Raw genomic sequence first — 17,988 nt, 5'->3', positions numbered from 1 at the left:
GCATTTGTATTTTCTGAGGCTTCTACGCATTAAATGCGCTTCACCCAACTACAAACACCCACACTTATCAGTCATCCTAATTTTTAAAGAACAGGGCCACCAGGGCCTTCAACATCAACGCTTTGCGTTAACGAGGTGCGCATTATATAGGGCTGAGCTTTGCGGTCAACCCTTATTTTTCATTTTTACAATTTTGTTACAAATTGCCAAAATTAGCGTTTTAACCGGCTCAATATCAGGTTAATTTTAAAGCTGCTTTAAGTCGCTTCCATGATTGCGTCAACACATTGCCATCCAGCTGGTAATGTTTATGCAATGGCTGCTTAACTTCCCATTTCACTTTAAGCCCGGCAGGGAAAATGACAAAGTCCCCTTTGCCGAAAGAAACCGGCGCACCGCCTATAGGCGTTACAACGCATTCACCAGCCAGAATGTAGGCTTTTTCTTCTTCATGGAAGGTCCAGTCAAAAACAGATACTTCTTTTTGCCAGGTGGGCCACTTGGAAACGCCCAGGCTATTTAATTGTGTTTCGGCAGGATTATGTTGAACTTGAATTTGCATGAGCATTCCATCCATTGGGATAGTTAGGTAAAACGAGCATTTTATAGGAAGCAGATATTAAGCAGTAAAGTTGTTAAGTAGTAAAATAGCTTTTTTGTGATTCGGGTACGTGATGCGTATATCTTTGGACAAGGCGATCAAACTGTTAAAAGCGGGTGAGGTAGTCGCTATCCCAACAGAAACAGTCTATGGACTGGCAGCTGACGCGCGCAATGACCAGGCGATTGCCAAAATCTATGCGACTAAAGAGCGCCCTGCCAATAATCCGCTTATTGTGCACATTGCAGGAATAGATCAAATCACCGAATGGGCGAGCGACTTCCCGCCATTGGCGCAAAAACTGGCAACTGCATTCTGGCCAGGACCCTTTACCTTGGTATTACCAGCGCGAATCGACGTCCCGGTAACAGTGCGGGCAGGTGAGCCTACGGTAGCTTTACGCGTGCCATCCCACGTTATTTGCCTGCAGCTGTTAAGAGAGAGTGGGCTAGGGCTGGCAGCGCCTTCAGCTAACAAATATACCCAACTAAGCCCGACAACAGCAGCACATGTTGAATTCAGCCTGGGGGATGATATTCCGGTTTTAGATGGAGGCCCGTGCCAGGTAGGTATCGAATCCACCATTGTGAGTGTCAACGGTGATGACTGGGAATTATTGCGACCAGGCATGATTTCAGAAAGTGTAATTACACTGGTTGCTGGAAAACCTGCTCGCCACACATCTGACGAGAAACCGAAAGTACCAGGACAGCATTTATTGCATTACTCGCCGCGCACTCCGTGTATTCTATTTGATTCACGCCATGCACTTGATGAGTATGCTGCAACCGTACCTGCAGCAGCCGCTTTAATACTTGGCAACGAAAATCCAACAGACATCACTAAAAACACGCTCGCCCTGGCACTAAATCCTGTGTCTGCTGCCGAACAACTCTATGCTGCCTTGCATACATTAGATGCACTGCATGCGCCAGTGATACTCATTGAATCGCCACCGGACACGCCTGCCTGGGCTGCGCTGAGAGACAGACTGCACCGCGCAGCCTACCAGCCGCCAACTCAAAAGTGATTGAGTCTGCCAACCATGACTGGCACAATGCTAGGCACTCTAACCTTTAATGACCTTTAAACCACCTTACACACAATGAAGAACGCTTATCAATTTTTATTACTGGCTATGGTTTCAGCTTTTTTGTTTGGCTGCAAAAGTTTTGAAATGCCGCGTGTATTTGAGAAAGGCACCAGAGAAACGCCACGCTATGGCAAAGATGCCATCCATTATCAATGTGAAAACTTTCAATCTTTTGGCCTGAAGTTATCAAAAGATGGAGAAGATGCCTGGGTAATGCTGCCGGATCATGAAGTGGGTCTGGTGCGGGATGCCAAGGACAAACAACTTTATCATTATGGCACGATGGATTTACGTTTAAATGGTGACCAGACGACGCTGGATGATAGTGACCATTTGCATTTAAAAAACTGCAAACCTCAGCAAGATAGCTAATCTCAAAAAAACCCCGCCGGAGCGGGGTTTTTTACTTGAATTGAACTGGGCTCAATTACAAAGTAACGATACCACCCACTACGCCAAACACAGCGCCCAATACGTTGCCCAACACAGGACCAACTACCGGCAAACCAGTCAACAAACCTGAAACACTGTTCAACAAACCACCTACTAGACCCAATACGCCACCCAGTAACCCACCAACCAGTGGCAAACCGCTCACCAGAGCATTCAGGTTCAATGCTGCGCCACCAGAAACGACTTCGATCTCAGCTTTGTTTAATTCTTGAATTGCCATAACTTTCTCCACATTATTAAATTTTAGATACTCGGTCTTAATAGACGAGTGAAGCATTACTTTTAACTAAGTAATTTGGTCTTCCTAAAAGCATCAAAACAGGAAACCAAACAGGAATGTAAATAATTTTATTTAACTTGTAAACAATTTTCTTTATACATGTTAAATAATACTATTTATTGTAACTTAATTAGTGATTGCCCATAACCCTACACGCCCCATACTCGCTGCCAGTTTAAGCCTGACAGTGCGCCAGCTTGAGAGTGATTTAATATTTTGCTGCTTAGCGTTTGCCCAGGCATTCTGCGCATTCAACAACTCGATGATATTGCCGACGCCAGCGTTATATCTGCCTTGTGCTACGGCAAATGCCTCTCGGGAATTAGTGACCAACTCTTCCGAAGCACGTAAATTTTCGCGTTCGGAAACCAGCGCATGGTAACTTTTCCAGACTTCCAGCGTCACTTGCTGGATAACGCGCTTTAACTCGCTCGCGCGAACTTGCGATTCGGCATCGGCCGATTCGACCTGATGCTTGCGAGCAAAACCTTCAAACAAAGGCACATTGACCTGTAAGCCCACCGTGGAGTTGTTCGTATACACATCAGAAGCAGGAACACCGGCCAATTGTGCCTGCCCTAACTGATCAGTCCGGCTGATTTCTGCGTTGAAACTCAAGGTGGGTAAACCTTCGGCACTCACTGCATTAATATTTTCTTTTGCCGCACGCAACTTGGCCTTGGCGGCGATGATAGAAGGATGAAACTCAATTGCCTCTTGAATCATCTCGTCGGCCGTCGTCACAAAATCAGTTTTTTCTAGTTGATCACTCCGATTTATCACGTTAAAACGGGTATTGGCGACTACGCCCATTGCCAAAGCCAATGCGCCATGCGCATTATTAACCTGCCCCTCAGCTTTAGTTCTATCCAGCCTAGCTTGCGAATATGCGGTTTGGGCCTGTAACTGGTCAGTCAACAAGCCAACACCAGCCTTAAATTTCGCGGCAGCCGCGGCCAGGCTTTCCCTGGCGACTTTTTCAGACTCTTGATAAGACCCGAGCATGGCTAGCGTAGATAAATGATCAAAATAAGCCTGGGCAGCATTGATGAAGACTTCTTGCAAGGCAGCGTCATGCAGGGCATTTGCGGCATCCAGCAAGGCTTCTGCCTGGTTCATTTTGGCAGACCTCTGCCCGAAATCAGCAACCAGCCATGTCAGACGTAAACTATGGGCGCGGTTCAAGATACGGTTATCCTGATCGAGAAATGAAAAACGCGAATTGGTCACTTCGTTATGGATTTTGGAAATGCCGGAAACGAGAGTAACCTTGGGTAAATAATTGGCCCGCTGCACACCTACCTGGGCTGCCTGAGCTCGCGCGGTAGCCCATACTTCAGAGGTCCGCGGGTTGTTGCACAGCGCTTGTTCAACCACATCAATCAGCGCCTATGGTTGTTCGGGCAGGCTGTCCGCACAAATGGTACTGGTAGTATCCGGCTGGGTAACCAGCATATTTTTTGCGGGACTGCCCTGCATATGCTGCTGAAATTCCAGAAAATCAGTCAGCTTGAGAGCCCAAGCAGGCTGAGTTAAAAGCCCCATTAAACAGAATCCAAGCCATAGAATGTTTTTCATTGCTTGGCACCAGTCAATGGGCAATCGCAGCGGCCGTTTGCACTTTGCCTGCTTCCAGCGTGATCACACGATCAGCGGAAGCAATAGTTTCAGGCCTGTGCGCGATGATGACACGGGTCATGTTCAATGCCTGGATTTCCTGATTGACCATGGCCTCACGCGTGACGTCAAGATGACTGGTGGCCTCATCGAGGAACAGCAGGCGCGGTCGTTTATATAGCGCTCGTGCCAGCAAAATCCTTTGCTTCTGACCACCAGAAATAGCGGCTCCCATATCGCCGATGAGGGTATTAAAGCCCATGGGCATGGCCATGATTTCCTCATAAACGGCGGCTTTACGTGCACATTCTTCAATCCAGTCGAAGTCAGCTTGCTGGTCAAAGAAACAGATATTGTCGGCGATCGAACCTGCAAATAGTGCATCATCCTGCATGACTGCACCTATCATGCTACGCAGTTGCTCCAGGCCTAATCTGGATATTGGCTGCCCGCCTATCAGCACTTCGCCTTCGTTGGAGTTACGGATACCGAGCAGGATATTTAACAACGTGGATTTACCACAACCTGAAGGACCGACGATTGCTACTGACTCCCCTTCATTAACCTGCAGGTCTACCCCGTCCAGCACCCAAGGCTCGGCGTCCGCATACCGGTAGCGCAATCCTTTGATCTGGATATTAGCTGGCAACCTTGCCAGCTCCAGTTTATTAAGGACATCTACTGAGACAGGCTCCTGTTCGGCCAAAGCAATATCTGCCAGCCGCTCGCCTTGCAAGTGCAGCATGCGCATTTCAACCAGACGATCAATCAGGGCACTGACGCGTGAGACAAACTGGTCTTTATAAGCAATAAAAGCCAGCAAGGCACCTACAGTAAAATCACCGGCAATCACCAGCCTGGCACCTAGCCAGATGATCAACACCCGCTCAACGCCGAATAGCAGGCCGTTGATCAGCCGATACAATACATGCAGCTTCTGCGTGCGCAAGTCAGCATTCACTTGCTCTACAAATAAACTCAGCCAGCCTGTTCTGCGTTCATCCAGACGCTGGAACAGCTTGATCGCCCGCACACCGCGCACCGTTTCAATAAAATGGGTCTGCTGTTTGGCCGCATGCACGATTTGCTCTTCAGTCGCATTCCGCAAGGGCCTGAACCATAGCCAGCGGCCTAATGCATATAGCACCATTGCACCAATTGCAATCCATGCCATCTGGGGACTATACAAAAACATCATCACCAGCGTAACTATGGTCAGCAGACCATCCAGCAATGCTTCAACAAAAGTACTGGTCAGGGTGCGTTGTATCTGGTCAATCGCGCCAAACCTTGAAACCACATCACCAAGATGACGCTTTTCAAAAAAATCGACCGGCAGGCGAATCAGATGGGCAAAAATATTGGCCCGCCATTGCACGTTGAGGTTAGTCGCCATATGCATGATGACCCAGGCCCGTACCGTGGTAATGGCTTGTTGCATCAACATTAATATGCCAAAACCAATCGCCAGCGTAGTCAACAAATCGTAATCGGCAGCCACAATCGCGTGATCCACTACCCATTGCATATATAAAGGTGACACCAGCGCAAACACTTCCAGCGCAAGCGCCAGCAAAAGGATCTGACCTAGTGAGCGGTATAAACCGGTGACATGACCCATCATGTCGCGCAGTTTGATGCTTTGTTTAAAAGTCACCCGTTTGAATCCGGGGTTTGGCCACAGCTCGAGTGCCACGCCGGTAAAGCTGGCAGAAACCTCATCAAATGAAAGTTTACGCAAGCCCATCCCCGGGTCATGTATCACAATATGCCTGGCCGCGACCTCCTTCAAAACCACGAAATGATTGAAGTTCCAGTGCAGGATACATGGCTGGCGTAAATCCCTGAGGTCATCGAGCTCAAGCTTCACGGGACGGGTGGTAAAACCAACCGCTTGCGCCATTGCCATCAGGTAATTCAGCGTAGTGCCTTTAATCGAGATCAGGAACAAGCGCCGTAAGGTCGCCAGATCGGTACGAAAGCCATGATAATTCGCCACCATGGCCAGGCAGGCCAGGCCGCATTCGCTGGCTTCGGTTTGCAGAATGACGGGAAGTTTGCGCCCTAAGCCGAAGGACAATTGATCAAGAAAAGACATGGCCTACTCTCTTATGCATATCAGAATTTGCCAGTCAGGCTGAACAAAGGCTCCAGCACCCATTCATACAAACGCCGGCGCTCAAGCATGATGTCGGCATCCAGCAACATACCGGCCTGCAGCGGTTGCTGGCGCCCATAGGCCGTGATGAATTGCCGGTCTAGTGCCACCGTGATGCGATAGTAAGGCTCGCTATTCTGGTTGTTAACAGAAGGGTTACCGAGGGTAAAAATCTCGCCTGCCGGTAATGCCGTCCTGGAGACAGACTCAACCCGGCCACTTGCTTGGCCAAACTTTTGATAGGGGTATGCCTGGTAGCGTAATCGCACTGGCACGCCTTCACGCACAAAGCCTACCGCCCGGCTAGGCGCAAACAGATAAGCCTCTAGCGTGGCACCGGCAGGAACAATGCTCACCAGAGGGCGACTGCCTTCGACTGCTGTACCCAGATTGGCTACCACCGCGGTCGCAGTACCCGATTCCGGCGCACGGATCACCAGTCTGCGCTTGGCTTCGCTCTCGGTGAGCTGCTGGTTGACACTGGAAACGCTGCGTTCCAGCTGGGCAATCTGGTTTTGGTGCTTGGCTCGCAAACTAGATAACTCGTCCCGCCTGGCCACCAGCTCACGCCGCATACGCATCTGCTCGCGCGTCATGGATTCAAGCCGGGTGGATTGATCTATCCAGTCTTCCTGCTTTTGCTGGGTTTGCTCACGGGAAATATAATTTTTCTCCAACAAGCCCTGATAACGTTTATGCGCTTCATCGCTTAGTTGAACCCGGGTTTGCTGGGCACTGTATTGCACTTCCAGCCGTTCCAGCTCATCTTTGATTCCATCCAGGCGCGATTGCAAAGCTTGCTGTTCATCACGTTGCTGTAAGCGGGTTTTAACGATTTCGTCTGTTAATGATTGCCGTTGCTGCTTGTGCTGGATGCTGATAGAAGCTTGGATAGAGCTTTGGTCGTCAGAGTAACGTTCACTGGAAATAACGAATAAAACGTCGTCCCGTTTGACTGCTTGTCCTTCTCGCACCCGCTTTTCGACCACAATGCCAAATTGCGGCGCATACACTTTGACCAGACCGGTTTCCGGCATCAATTGGCCAACCACCGCGCTACGTTTGGTATAAGTCCCCCAAACCATGAATGCCACTACCATTGCGGCAAACAGAATTGCGATCAGCGTGAGCAAGCCGTAGCTCAAAGGCCGGATAATCAGAATGGTACCTAGCCAGTGGTTCTTTTGTGCTGCGAGTGCGGCTTGTCGAAAAAGTGGCTGATTTGCCATGATAATCCATTTGATTGATTACAATTAATTAAACTTACTAATTTTTGTTAACAAGACGGCGGATTATAAAATTGCCTTGAATTCAATGTCAACCAAGGCTTGCCAGCAAGGGTTAAACAAGGGATATAAAATGAACAATTGTTAAAATTGCAACTTCGCAGAGTAAAATTTTGATGCAGGGCTAACTAAGCCTAGTGTGATTTGGTCTGATCAGGAAAGTAGGGTTGATCACTTACTTTGAGGACAATTGTTAGAAACTCATGTCCTAGCTAGTGGCCGTAGTGTTTGATAGTCACGCTTTGGCTCGCTTAATTCTGTAAATCAACATCATTGATTAGCAAACAGGCCTGGTCTGCTTGCTTAACATTTTTAGCATTGAGGCGCTTGATTATTGCCAGCAGCGTATTTTGAATCTCACGCCTTGAAGTTGGCTTTTCGAGAACGGTGATTGCTTTTGAGGTATCGGTCTGCGTAGTTGTTTTTTGCAATACTCTTTGCAATTCGCATAATGCCTGCATGTGTTTCTGCTCATTTTGTAGTTCTGGTATATCAAACTCATTGGTGCCGCCATAGGCATCAAATAACAAAGTCTCAATACCCACAATTAACGCGAGAATGTGATCGCCTGCAAAATCGGGATCCAATGCCAATCCAATCGCCTGCGCTTTTTGCAGTCGCCGGACCCCCTCAAATCTCCAGTTCGCTTTTCCATCAAAAACCCATTCTGTCATTTCCCGCGCGCCCACCTGTGTGCTTTTGGCGAGCTCATCCGGGTTTAGCTCATATAAGACAAGCATCAATGCACGTAAGTATTCGGTATGCGCACTCATTTCTAGCTTGGCAGTTTTAATGTGCTTTATCGCTGACAAACTTGAATTTTTATTCGTTTGCGCGCCTGCCACATTTATCAAAAGAGGAAAAATAAACAGTAGAGCTGACCATTTTTTATAATGCAGTCGCATTTTCATTCCAAGATAATCCACAAATAAAAAGCCCGAAAAACTTTCGGGCTTTAGATGCTATCTTGGAAATGCGTTTTTTAGAATGGGATATCGTCATCAAAATCGTCAAAGTTACCAGCCGGTTTACTCGCTGGCTGACTAAACGCATTGCGATTGCCACCGGCATTATTCGCAGCAGGCTGACGGGCCGGTGCCTGGTTATAATTATCCGATCCGCCGCTTTGGTCCATGTCACCACCATCGTATGAGGTACTACCACCTTCACGTCCTGAACCCAGCATTTGCATCTGGTCAGCAATAATTTCGGTGGTGTAGCGGGTGACGCCATCTTTTTCCCATTTACGCGTTTGCAAACGTCCTTCAATATAGACCGGACGGCCTTTCTTCAGGTATTCGCCGGCAATCTCGGCCAGTTTGCGGTAAATGACAATGTTGTGCCATTCCGTTTTTTCCTGCTTGACGCCGGATTTGTCTTTCCAGTTTTCGGTAGTCGCAATACTGAAATTAGCTACCGCTTCGCCATTCGGCATAAAGCGCACTTCTGGGTCACGCCCCAGATTGCCCACCAAAATAACTTTATTTACTGATGCCATAACGACTAGCTCCCTATTCTGTTCATGATTGCTTGCGACAATGCCGCCTGAAATTCTTTACTGCGCTGATTCTCTAACTTTACCATGAGCATCGTCTCTGAGGGAATGGCGACCGCTTCGAAAACGCCTTCCATGGCGCGGATATCCTGCGCCAATTTCGCTGCCTGACTATCGTTATATCCTTGAATATTAAACATTTTTGTTTTGACGCTGGGCGGCGGCTGCATGCCCAGCGCTAATCCCAGCCATACCAGCATGGCGATTGCGCAGAGTAAAAATACCGCACCACCTGCACTGTTGCCAAAATAATTGGATAAGCAACCACCCATAGCCGCGCCTAAAAACATACCGAATGATTGCGCGGTGTTATGCACGCCCATGGCCGTGCCTTTGGCAGCCACCGGTGCCATTTTGGAGATTAGCGAAGGCAGGGTGGCTTCAAGAATATTGAATGCCAGAAAATAACTGAATAGGGCAAGTACAATACCGGTCAAAGAATTCAGGCTGAAAATGAACGCAATCTGGGTCAGCATCATCAATGCCACCGCGCTGACAAACACCGGTTTCAGCTTGGCTTTTTTTTCTGCGTAGATAATGACCGGCACCATCAACAAGAAAGAAACAATCAGCACCGGCAAATAAATTTTCCAGTGCAGGTTCTCATTCATCCCGGTGCTATGCTTGATCGCGAAAGGCACCACCATAAACATCGCCATTTGCGCGCCATGCAGGCAGAAAGTACCAAAATTCAAACGCAGCAATTGCTTATCTTTAAGTACTTCACGCATTCTGGCCGGCACTGCTTGTGCATCTGAATGTACATGCGCATTGACCGGTGTCGGCACGCCAAATTTGACTACGGCAATCGCGACAATCGATAACGCTGCCATCAACCAGAACATTCCCGGCACGCCGATATACTGGTTAAGTACTGGCCCAAGCACTAACGAAACCGCAAAAGTCAGTCCAATCGTAGCACCTATCATGGCCATGGCCTGGGTTCGGTGTTCTTCACGGGTAGAGTCGGCCACCAGTGCAGTGATAACGGCAGAAATTGCCCCGACGCCCTGAATGGCGCGCCCCAGGATCACCATATAAATATCGGTAGCGGTTGCTGCGCAGATACTGCCAATCGCAAACAATATCAAGCCAACATAAATCAGCTTTTTACGGCCCAGACGGTCAGATGCGATGCCAAACGGTAGCTGGAAAATCACCTGCATAAATCCGTAAGCGCCAAGTGCCAGGCCGATCAGGGTATGGTTACTGCCGCCTTCGAGCTTTTCGGCATAGATAGCGAAAATTGGCAGGATTAAAAACATGCCGAGCATGCGTAAGCCGTAGATGGAAGCGAGAGCAATCGTTGCACGCGTTTCCAACCGGGTCATTTTTTCAGAGAACTGCATGGACAATAGTAATAAGAACGTTGGCGCCAGAAGAAACTTTGGCTAAATTCAGAATAATTGCGTATATTATCAGGTTGGCTGTCTGTTCGTGAAAGTATCATGGAATTTATCAAAATTCGCGGGGCGCGCACCCACAATCTGAAGAACATCAATCTGGATATTCCACGCAACCAACTTGTGGTTGTCACCGGCCTCTCCGGCTCAGGAAAATCCTCACTCGCCTTCGATACCTTGTATGCGGAGGGCCAGCGCCGCTATGTAGAAAGCCTGTCGGCTTATGCACGCCAGTTTCTGGCACGGATGGACAAGCCGGATGTTGACCTGATTGAAGGTTTGTCTCCTGCGATTTCCATCGAACAAAAATCCACTTCACATAACCCGCGTTCAACAGTAGGCACGGTCACTGAAATTCATGACTACTTGCGCTTGCTGTATGCACGCGCCGGTGATCCTGAATGCCCGGACCACCATATTAAATTAGAGTCTCAAACTGTCAGCCAGATGGTGGACAGCACGCTCAAGCTGCCAGAAGATACCAAGCTCATGATCCTGGCACCTGTCGTTGCCAACCGCAAAGGTGAACAGCTGGATTTGTTTGACATGCTGAAAGCGCAAGGCTTTGTCCGCCTGCGTATTGACGGCAAAGTCTACGAGATGGATGAGCTGCCGCAGCTAGCCAAAACCACCAAGCATAGCGTGGACGTGGTGGTTGACCGCCTCAAGGTGCGGCAAGACATGAAGCAGCGTATTGCAGAATCGTTCGAAACTGCGTTGCGACTGGCTGATGGCAAAGCGATTGCGCTGGAAATCGATACCGAGAAAGAGCATCTGTTTTCAGCCAAGTTTTCCTGCCCAGTGTGTGACTATTCACTGGCTGAACTGGAGCCGCGTTTATTCAGCTTTAATAATCCGATGGGCGCTTGCCCGAAATGCGATGGCTTGGGTAACGTGACTTTCTTTGACCCAAAACGTGTGGTGGCTTTTCCGCATTTATCCCTGGCCAGCGGCGCCATCAAAGGCTGGGACAAACGTAACCAGTTTTACTTCCAGATGCTGGCCAGCCTCAGTCAGCATTATGACTTTGACCTGGAAGCGCCATTTGAAAATTTACCTGAAGAAATTCAGCAAACTTTGTTGTTTGGTTCCGGCCGTGAACAGATTACCTTCAAGTACCTGAACGAACGCGGTACTTTCTTCAGCAAATCACATACTTTCGAAGGCATTATCAATAACCTTCAGCGCCGCTATCGCGAAAGCGATTCCACAGCGGTGCGTGATGAGCTGGCCAAATATATCAATGCAACAGTTTGCCCGGAATGCCACGGCACCCGCTTGCGCAGAGAAGCACGTCACGTCAAAGTAGGTGATAGAAATATCCACCAGATTTGCGAAGTGCCGCTTAAACAGGCGCTCAATTTTTTTGAAACCCTGCAACTCAATGGCCAGAAGCTGGCGATTGCAGAGAAAATCGTCAAAGAAATTGAAAGCCGCCTGAAATTCCTGACCAACGTCGGTCTGGAATATCTGTCGCTTTCACGTTCTGCGGAAACACTGTCTGGTGGCGAGGCGCAGCGTATTCGCTTGGCTTCACAAATCGGCAGCGGCCTTACCGGCGTGATGTATGTGCTCGATGAGCCATCCATTGGCCTGCACCAACGTGATAATGACCGCTTGCTGGAAACCCTGAAACGTTTACGTGATTTGGGCAATAGCGTGATTGTGGTAGAGCATGACCAGGACGCCATTCTGCTGGCCGATTTTATTGTCGATATCGGTCCAGGCGCAGGCGAACATGGCGGCAGGATTGTTTCCTCCGGCACCGCAGCCGAGATTCAGGCTGACCCTAATTCTTTGACCGGGCAATATATCAGCGGCAAAAAGAAAATCCAGTTTAAGTTGCCACGTACGCAACCTGACCCTGAGCGCATGGTTAAACTGAATGGCACCACAGGCAATAACCTAAAAAATGTCAGTATCGAAATACCAGTGGGCCTGCTTACCTGCGTGACAGGCGTGTCCGGTAGCGGCAAATCAACCTTGATTAACGATACGTTATACCGTGCAGTCGCCGCGCACTTATATGGCAGCACTACCGAGCCGGCACCTTATCAAGACATCGAAGGCATGGAATTCTTCGACAAAGTTGTCGATGTTGATCAAAGCCCGATTGGCCGCACGCCACGTTCAAACCCGGCGACTTATACCGGCTTATTCACACCTATCCGAGACCTGTTTGCCAGCGTGCCGGAAAGCCGGGCGCGTGGCTATGGCCCGGGACGTTATTCATTCAACGTTAAAGGGGGTCGCTGCGAGGCTTGCCAAGGCGACGGCGTTTTACGCGTGGAAATGCACTTCTTGCCGGATGTGTATGTACCTTGTGATGTATGTAAAGGTCACCGTTACAACCGTGAAACGCTGGAAATCCAGTTCAAAGGCAAGAATATCCGTGAAGTACTGGAAATGACAGTTGAGCAGGCGCATGACTTTTTCAATGCGCAGCCGGTGATTGCGCGGAAACTCAAAACCCTGCTGGACGTGGGCCTGGGTTACATCACTTTGGGTCAGTCAGCGACAACTTTGTCTGGCGGCGAAGCCCAACGGGTGAAACTGGCCCTGGAGTTGAGCAAACGTGACACCGGCCGTACCTTATATATCCTTGATGAACCAACCACTGGCCTGCACTTTGCGGATATCCAGTTATTGCTGGACGTCATTCACCGCTTGCGCGATGCCGGTAATACGGTAGTCATCATTGAACACAACCTGGATGTGATTAAAACAGCAGACTGGCTGATTGATATGGGCCCGGAAGGGGGCGATGGCGGTGGTATGGTTGTTGGCGTGGGCACGCCTGAGACACTGGCAAAAAATACGGCCAGTTATACTGGCCGTTACCTCACACCCTTGTTGGAACATCTCGCTGTAAAGGGCTAAGGTCAACATGCAACCTTTCCCCTGCAGTGCTTTGCACTGACTGCGGATGTGGTTTGTGCCACATACAAATAGTTCTGCTATGGATTCTAGGCGTATTGCCTGCGATTGATTGCTTAAATAAAGCCTGAAAGTCAGGGCACTTTCACCAATCGCATGCGGGCCTGTATGGTGGCGGCATGGCGGTTTAAAAAGCGTGTGCTGCGGTGATTGTCATAAAAGCGTGGATTGGGGATCATGGCTGCCAACCGTGCAGCTTCACTCGGGCCAAGTGCTTTGGCGCTGCTGTGAAAGTAATGTTTTGCCGCCGCTTCCGCGCCAAACACACCATCACCCCACTCAATAACGTTCAGGTAGATTTCCAGGATACGGCGTTTGCTCATCAGGTTTTCGAGCATAAAGGTAATGATGGCTTCCTGCACTTTGCGCCAGGGTGTACGGTGCCCGGACAAAAAGAGATTCTTTGCCAATTGCTGGCTGATGGTTGAGCCGCCAGCCACAATCCTGCCTTTTTTAAGGTTTTTTTCAAACGCAGTTTCTATCCCGTTCCAGTCAAAACCCTGGTGCTCGATAAACTTGCTATCTTCAGCTGCAATCACCGCACGTTTTAAATGCGAACTCATCCTCGCATAAGGCACCCATTTTTGTTGCAACCGCGCTTCAGGTTTGGCTTCCTGCATGGCCTCTAACCTGGCTTCCATAAAGGCCGTTGATTCAGGATTATGATCAACCCACCATAATATATGTGCGAGTACCCATATTTGATAAAGCACTACCCATAACAACAGAATGCCGAAAAACAGTTTGAGGGTTTGCTTCATGGCGTTAACGTTTATTTTTAACTAGTCAGTATTGTCTGAATGATTGAATCACGGGTGCAGTATCCGGACGTAAGCCATGCCAGATATAAAAGGCTTCGGCGGCTTGCTCTACCAGCATACCCAGGCCATCAGAGACTTGTGCTTTGGCTGCGCGGGCTTGCTGCATAAAAGGCGTTTCACGGCCATACATCATGTCATAAGCCAAGGTGTGATGCGCGAAAATCGTATCCTTTAGTGGCAGTGCCTCTGCCTGCAAACCGGCCGAAGTCGCGTTGATCACAATGTCATAATTTTCAGCTAGATCATCAAACGTTTGCACTGCCAACTTCGCCTGATTCAATTGCGCATCAGCTTCAAATCGCTGCACCATGGTCTGTGCTTTATCCAGACTGCGATTAGCTACCGTCAGCTGCGCCGGCTTCTGCACCAATAGCGGCAATATCACCCCTTGAGCCGCACCGCCAGCGCCTAGCAGCAAAATCTTTTGCCCATTAATGTTACGTTGCCAGTGCTTGAGAATATCGTTTACCAAACCACAACCATCGGTATTATCGCCAATGATTTGCTCGTGTTTAAAACTTAAAGTATTTACTGCGCCAGCAGCGGTTGCCCGGTCTGAGAGCACGTGACTGGCTTCAAACGCCTCAAACTTGAACGGCACAGTGATATTGGCACCGCGGTAACCTTCTAAAAGCAGGCGGCTTACCGTTTCGGAAAATCCATCCAGCGGTGACAGCAGCTTTTCGTAACTAATGGATTTACCGAATTGGCTGGCAAAAGCCTGATGTATTAAAGGCGATTTGCTATGCTCGATTGGATGCCCAATCACTGCGAATTTTTCGGTGGACATACGTTAAAGATTTGATGAGGTCGATTGATTTGGCTTATACGCTATTTAATTAGTTATTCCACGGTAAACCTGCTTGTTTCCAGCCGTTTATCAGTGTGCGCTGCTTGAATTCGTTAGCTTCGCCTTCAAACCCTTCCAGCATATTGTATGCATTGCCATATCCCAATTGCTGTGCCAATAGTGCAGCGTTATGGCTACGTCCACCAGTACGACACATAAAAATAACGGTACTATTTTTGTCTACTTGTGTTTGCAACTGAGCTGCAAAATCAGGGTTTGGCACCATCCCCGGGTAAGAAGCCCACTCAATATGTTTAGCTAGCGGCACACGGCCAACCAATTCGAGTTCTGCACGCGATCTTACATCCACCAGCACGACGCCATTGCCTTGATCAATCAATGTATATGTTTCTTGTGGGGTTAACGCACCTGCGTAAGGCAGGCTACTTTGCTTTCCTCGCGTATTGCCGTTACTTAAAATATCATCCAAATTACTCACGGTACCACCTTTAGTTTTGATCATTATTTACTAAAGTGAAGAGTATACCTTTAAAGCCAGAGCTTTCTCTAATGCACCACTTTTGTGCTCAATTTGTTGCAATGCACACAAATGGTGCTAACGGTTTTTACTATTTTATGCAGGTTACCTGTAAACCACGTAAAATGCATATTTTTGGGTGGCATGCTTCCTGCTAATATTACACTCTAAGATTTAGCGGGATTCAGTGTTAAGCAGAATTCCAAATCCATTATGTGTATTTGCCCACGTTTCGGGACATCCGCAACATGTCCCGTTTTTTGCGTGTACAACTTAAAAACCGGTTTTAGACCTTGATCATTGAGGAGAATGTAATGTCCGTTGCAAACGTAATGAAATTGGTTGCAGAAAACGACATCAAATTTGTCGATTTCCGTTTTACCGACACCAGAGGTAAAGAGCAGCACGTAACCGTGCCGGTTTCTCACTTCGACGAAGATAAATTTACTGAAGGCCATGCATTTGACGGTTCCTCCATCGCCGGATGGAAAGGCATTCAAGCTTCTGATATGCAACTGATGCCTGATGCAAGCACAGCATTCGTTGACCCGTTTTTTGACGAGCCAACATTAGTGCTGACCTGTGATGTTGTAGACCCTACCGATGGTAAAGGTTATGACCGTGACCCACGTAGCCTGGCCAAACGCGCTGAAGCTTACTTGAAATCAAGCGGCCTGGGCGACACAGCCTATTTTGGTCCTGAGCCAGAATTCTTTATCTTTGACAGCGTACAATGGGACGCCACCATGGGTGGTAGCTTCGTTAAAATCAATTCTGAAGAAGCAGCCTGGTCATCAGGTGAAAAATTCGAAGGCGGCAACACAGGCCACCGCCCGGGCGTTAAGGGCGGTTACTTCCCAGTACCACCAGTCGACTCATTGCATGACATCCGCTCTGCCATGGTATTGACCCTGGAAGAGCTGGGCGTGCCAGTTGAAGTGCACCACCATGAAGTAGCAACTGCCGGCCAATGTGAAATTGGTACCAAGTTTGCAACATTGACACAACGTGCTGACTGGACGCAAATCCTGAAATACGTGGTTACCAACACTGCTCACGCTTACGGTAAAACAGCTACCTTTATGCCTAAACCAATGTTTGGCGATAACGGTTCTGGTATGCACGTGCACCAATCCGTATGGAAAGATGGCAAAAACCTGTTTGCAGGCAATGGCTATGCCGGTTTGAGCGATTTCGCCCTGTACTACATCGGCGGCATTATCAAACATGCGCGCGCATTGAATGCGATCACTAACCCAGGTACTAACTCATATAAACGCCTGGTGCCGCATTACGAAGCGCCGGTAAAACTGGCTTACTCAGCTAAAAACCGTTCTGCAGCTATCCGTATTCCATTCGTACATTCTGATAAAGCTCGCCGTGTTGAAGCGCGTTTCCCAGACCCTATTGCCAACCCATACTTGGCTTTTTCAGCCTTGTTAATGGCGGGCCTTGATGGCGTTCAGAACAAGATTCACCCAGGTGAACCAGCGACTAAAGACTTGTACCATCTGCCACCAGAAGAAGATGCATTGATCCCGACCGTATGTTCATCACTTGAACAAGCGCTTGAGTATCTGGATAAAGACCGCGAGTTCTTGACCCGTGGTGGCGTTTTCTCAGATGACTGGATTGATTCTTACATTGCATTGAAAATGGAAGAAGTGACCAAGTTACGTCAAACACCACATCCTGTTGAATTTGGTTTGTACTACTCCTGCTAATCGCAAGATGCGCACCAAAACAGGGCAGCTTCGGCTGCCCTGTTTTTTTATGGTTATCTCAAGCGTCAACCATTCGAATTTCAGCTACGTTGATAAGCTATACAATCTACTCTAAACTATTGCCATGAAAAGACTTTTTTACTTTATCACCACCTTGTTGGCAGCTCACGCCAGTTTCGCTGATATTTACAAATTTACTGACAGCAATGGCGTAACCACCTATACCAACATCAAGCCTGAAGGAAAACAGAAGCCTGAGTTAGTGATTAGCGGACCAAAAGAGACTGTACCTCCTGCGGTTACACCCCAAAAGAAGTCTACTGCCAAAACACCTACCCCTAACAACTTTCCTAAAGTGGATAATCAGGTGCAGGCTCAACGCGATGCTAAACGTCGTGAAATTTTAATGACGGAATTAGATCAAGAAAAACAAGCACTTGAGAACGCAATGCAGCTTTATGAAGAGCAAAAAAACATCCCGGAAGTGTACAGAGCCGCGAATGGAAAAACCTTTAGGAATGTGGCTAAGTACGAAGAAAAATTACGCATTATTGAGGCTGAAATCCAGGCTCATCAACGCAATGTTGACTTGCTGAATAAAGAGCTTACGCACTAAATGCACCATTTTGGGAGTTTTTAATTTGGAATGAAATAAATCATATAGAATTGGCTTGGCTTTTGCTTTAAAACAGGGCGTCATCACTTACTTTAACAAGCTGATCATTAAAAGCT

17 protein-coding genes are annotated in these 17,988 nt (G+C 48.3%); 5 read left to right on the top strand and 12 right to left on the bottom strand.

The features are described 5' to 3' along the window. Nucleotides 1–235: 235 nt before the first annotated feature. Nucleotides 236–562 (bottom strand): cupin domain-containing protein, encoded by a 327-nt coding sequence (locus ASG34_RS12155; protein WP_055830860.1) that lies wholly within the window; start codon nucleotides 560–562, stop codon nucleotides 236–238. A 112-nt stretch (nucleotides 563–674) separates the two neighbouring features. Between ASG34_RS12155 and ASG34_RS12150 the strand changes: the two genes are divergently transcribed. After that, entirely contained in the window at nucleotides 675–1,631 is a 957-nt protein-coding gene (locus ASG34_RS12150; protein WP_055830858.1) for an L-threonylcarbamoyladenylate synthase, read from the top strand. Nucleotides 1,632–1,778: 147 nt separating this feature from the next. Further along, nucleotides 1,779–2,066, top strand: coding sequence for a hypothetical protein (locus tag ASG34_RS12145; RefSeq protein ID WP_229008305.1), 288 nt, complete (start codon nucleotides 1,779–1,781; stop codon nucleotides 2,064–2,066). 55 nt (nucleotides 2,067–2,121) lie between these two features. On the opposite strand, the gene ASG34_RS12140 is transcribed toward ASG34_RS12145, so the two are convergent. From ASG34_RS12140 to ASG34_RS12110, 8 genes are all read right to left on the bottom strand, one after another. After that, nucleotides 2,122–2,367: a hypothetical protein gene (locus ASG34_RS12140; RefSeq protein ID WP_055830854.1), complete on the bottom strand. Its 246-nt coding sequence runs from the start codon at nucleotides 2,365–2,367 to the stop codon at nucleotides 2,122–2,124. A gap of 186 nt (nucleotides 2,368–2,553) precedes the next feature. Next, on the bottom strand, nucleotides 2,554–3,804 hold the full coding sequence (locus ASG34_RS12135) for a TolC family protein (RefSeq protein WP_235559793.1): 1,251 nt from the start codon (nucleotides 3,802–3,804) through the stop codon (nucleotides 2,554–2,556). Between the two features lie 12 nt (nucleotides 3,805–3,816). After that, the gene (locus ASG34_RS14185; protein ID WP_235559792.1) at nucleotides 3,817–3,972 is read right to left on the bottom strand and encodes a hypothetical protein; all 156 of its coding nucleotides are present in this window, start codon (nucleotides 3,970–3,972) and stop codon (nucleotides 3,817–3,819) included. A gap of 46 nt (nucleotides 3,973–4,018) precedes the next feature. After that, nucleotides 4,019–6,142 carry a peptidase domain-containing ABC transporter gene (locus ASG34_RS12130; RefSeq protein WP_055830852.1) on the bottom strand — a complete coding sequence of 708 codons (2,124 nt, stop codon included), beginning with the start codon at nucleotides 6,140–6,142 and terminating at the stop codon, nucleotides 4,019–4,021. 20 nt (nucleotides 6,143–6,162) lie between these two features. Continuing rightward, entirely contained in the window at nucleotides 6,163–7,431 is a 1,269-nt protein-coding gene (locus ASG34_RS12125) for an HlyD family secretion protein (protein WP_055830850.1), read from the bottom strand. A gap of 308 nt (nucleotides 7,432–7,739) precedes the next feature. Then, entirely contained in the window at nucleotides 7,740–8,393 is a 654-nt protein-coding gene (locus ASG34_RS12120) for a hypothetical protein (protein WP_055830848.1), read from the bottom strand. A 77-nt stretch (nucleotides 8,394–8,470) separates the two neighbouring features. Further along, on the bottom strand, nucleotides 8,471–8,986 hold the full coding sequence (gene ssb / locus ASG34_RS12115) for a single-stranded DNA-binding protein (protein ID WP_055830846.1): 516 nt from the start codon (nucleotides 8,984–8,986) through the stop codon (nucleotides 8,471–8,473). A 5-nt stretch (nucleotides 8,987–8,991) separates the two neighbouring features. Continuing rightward, nucleotides 8,992–10,392 (bottom strand): MFS transporter, encoded by a 1,401-nt coding sequence (locus tag ASG34_RS12110; RefSeq protein WP_055830844.1) that lies wholly within the window; start codon nucleotides 10,390–10,392, stop codon nucleotides 8,992–8,994. A gap of 99 nt (nucleotides 10,393–10,491) precedes the next feature. Between ASG34_RS12110 and uvrA the strand changes: the two genes are divergently transcribed. Then, nucleotides 10,492–13,326, top strand: coding sequence for an excinuclease ABC subunit UvrA (gene uvrA / locus ASG34_RS12105; RefSeq protein WP_055830842.1), 2,835 nt, complete (start codon nucleotides 10,492–10,494; stop codon nucleotides 13,324–13,326). Between the two features lie 131 nt (nucleotides 13,327–13,457). Here uvrA and mtgA read toward each other — a convergent pair whose 3' ends face one another. The 3 genes from mtgA to ASG34_RS12090 are packed head-to-tail and all read right to left on the bottom strand — an operon-like array spanning nucleotide 13,458 to nucleotide 15,493. Next, nucleotides 13,458–14,144, bottom strand: a complete 687-nt coding sequence (gene mtgA / locus ASG34_RS12100) for a monofunctional biosynthetic peptidoglycan transglycosylase (RefSeq protein WP_055830840.1) — start codon at nucleotides 14,142–14,144, stop codon at nucleotides 13,458–13,460. A gap of 25 nt (nucleotides 14,145–14,169) precedes the next feature. Continuing rightward, nucleotides 14,170–14,994: a shikimate dehydrogenase gene (gene aroE / locus ASG34_RS12095; RefSeq protein WP_055830838.1), complete on the bottom strand. Its 825-nt coding sequence runs from the start codon at nucleotides 14,992–14,994 to the stop codon at nucleotides 14,170–14,172. 49 nt (nucleotides 14,995–15,043) lie between these two features. After that, nucleotides 15,044–15,493, bottom strand: a complete 450-nt coding sequence (locus ASG34_RS12090; protein ID WP_082504900.1) for a rhodanese-like domain-containing protein — start codon at nucleotides 15,491–15,493, stop codon at nucleotides 15,044–15,046. Between the two features lie 353 nt (nucleotides 15,494–15,846). Between ASG34_RS12090 and glnA the strand changes: the two genes are divergently transcribed. Both glnA and ASG34_RS12080 read left to right on the top strand, forming a co-directional pair. Continuing rightward, on the top strand, nucleotides 15,847–17,256 hold the full coding sequence (gene glnA / locus ASG34_RS12085) for a type I glutamate--ammonia ligase (protein ID WP_055830835.1): 1,410 nt from the start codon (nucleotides 15,847–15,849) through the stop codon (nucleotides 17,254–17,256). Between the two features lie 124 nt (nucleotides 17,257–17,380). Beyond that, the gene (locus ASG34_RS12080; protein WP_055830833.1) at nucleotides 17,381–17,872 is read left to right on the top strand and encodes a DUF4124 domain-containing protein; all 492 of its coding nucleotides are present in this window, start codon (nucleotides 17,381–17,383) and stop codon (nucleotides 17,870–17,872) included. Nucleotides 17,873–17,988: the final 116 nt, after the last annotated feature.

Source organism: Methylophilus sp. Leaf416, assembly GCF_001424665.1.
Classification (GTDB): Bacteria; Pseudomonadota; Gammaproteobacteria; order Burkholderiales; family Methylophilaceae; genus Methylophilus.
This window is presented reverse-complemented; position numbering and strand designations above follow the sequence as displayed.

Excerpts from the sequence above, each read along its gene's own strand:
- aroE (WP_055830838.1), bottom strand. The coding sequence starts at position 14,994 with ATGTCCACCGAAAAATTCGCAGTGATTGGGCATCCAATCGAGCATAGC.
- ssb (WP_055830846.1), bottom strand. The coding sequence starts at position 8,986 with ATGGCATCAGTAAATAAAGTTATTTTGGTGGGCAATCTGGGGCGTGAC.
- ASG34_RS12110 (WP_055830844.1), bottom strand. The coding sequence starts at position 10,392 with ATGCAGTTCTCTGAAAAAATGACCCGGTTGGAAACGCGTGCAACGATT.
- ASG34_RS12150 (WP_055830858.1), top strand. The coding sequence starts at position 675 with ATGCGTATATCTTTGGACAAGGCGATCAAACTGTTAAAAGCGGGTGAG.
- ASG34_RS12130 (WP_055830852.1), bottom strand. The coding sequence starts at position 6,142 with ATGTCTTTTCTTGATCAATTGTCCTTCGGCTTAGGGCGCAAACTTCCC.
- mtgA (WP_055830840.1), bottom strand. The coding sequence starts at position 14,144 with ATGAAGCAAACCCTCAAACTGTTTTTCGGCATTCTGTTGTTATGGGTA.
- ASG34_RS12145 (WP_229008305.1), top strand. The coding sequence starts at position 1,779 with ATGCCGCGTGTATTTGAGAAAGGCACCAGAGAAACGCCACGCTATGGC.
- glnA (WP_055830835.1), top strand. The coding sequence starts at position 15,847 with ATGTCCGTTGCAAACGTAATGAAATTGGTTGCAGAAAACGACATCAAA.
- ASG34_RS12120 (WP_055830848.1), bottom strand. The coding sequence starts at position 8,393 with ATGCGACTGCATTATAAAAAATGGTCAGCTCTACTGTTTATTTTTCCT.
- ASG34_RS12140 (WP_055830854.1), bottom strand. The coding sequence starts at position 2,367 with ATGGCAATTCAAGAATTAAACAAAGCTGAGATCGAAGTCGTTTCTGGT.
- ASG34_RS12080 (WP_055830833.1), top strand. The coding sequence starts at position 17,381 with ATGAAAAGACTTTTTTACTTTATCACCACCTTGTTGGCAGCTCACGCC.
- ASG34_RS12125 (WP_055830850.1), bottom strand. The coding sequence starts at position 7,431 with ATGGCAAATCAGCCACTTTTTCGACAAGCCGCACTCGCAGCACAAAAG.
- ASG34_RS12155 (WP_055830860.1), bottom strand. The coding sequence starts at position 562 with ATGCAAATTCAAGTTCAACATAATCCTGCCGAAACACAATTAAATAGC.
- uvrA (WP_055830842.1), top strand. The coding sequence starts at position 10,492 with ATGGAATTTATCAAAATTCGCGGGGCGCGCACCCACAATCTGAAGAAC.
- ASG34_RS14185 (WP_235559792.1), bottom strand. The coding sequence starts at position 3,972 with ATGGGGCTTTTAACTCAGCCTGCTTGGGCTCTCAAGCTGACTGATTTT.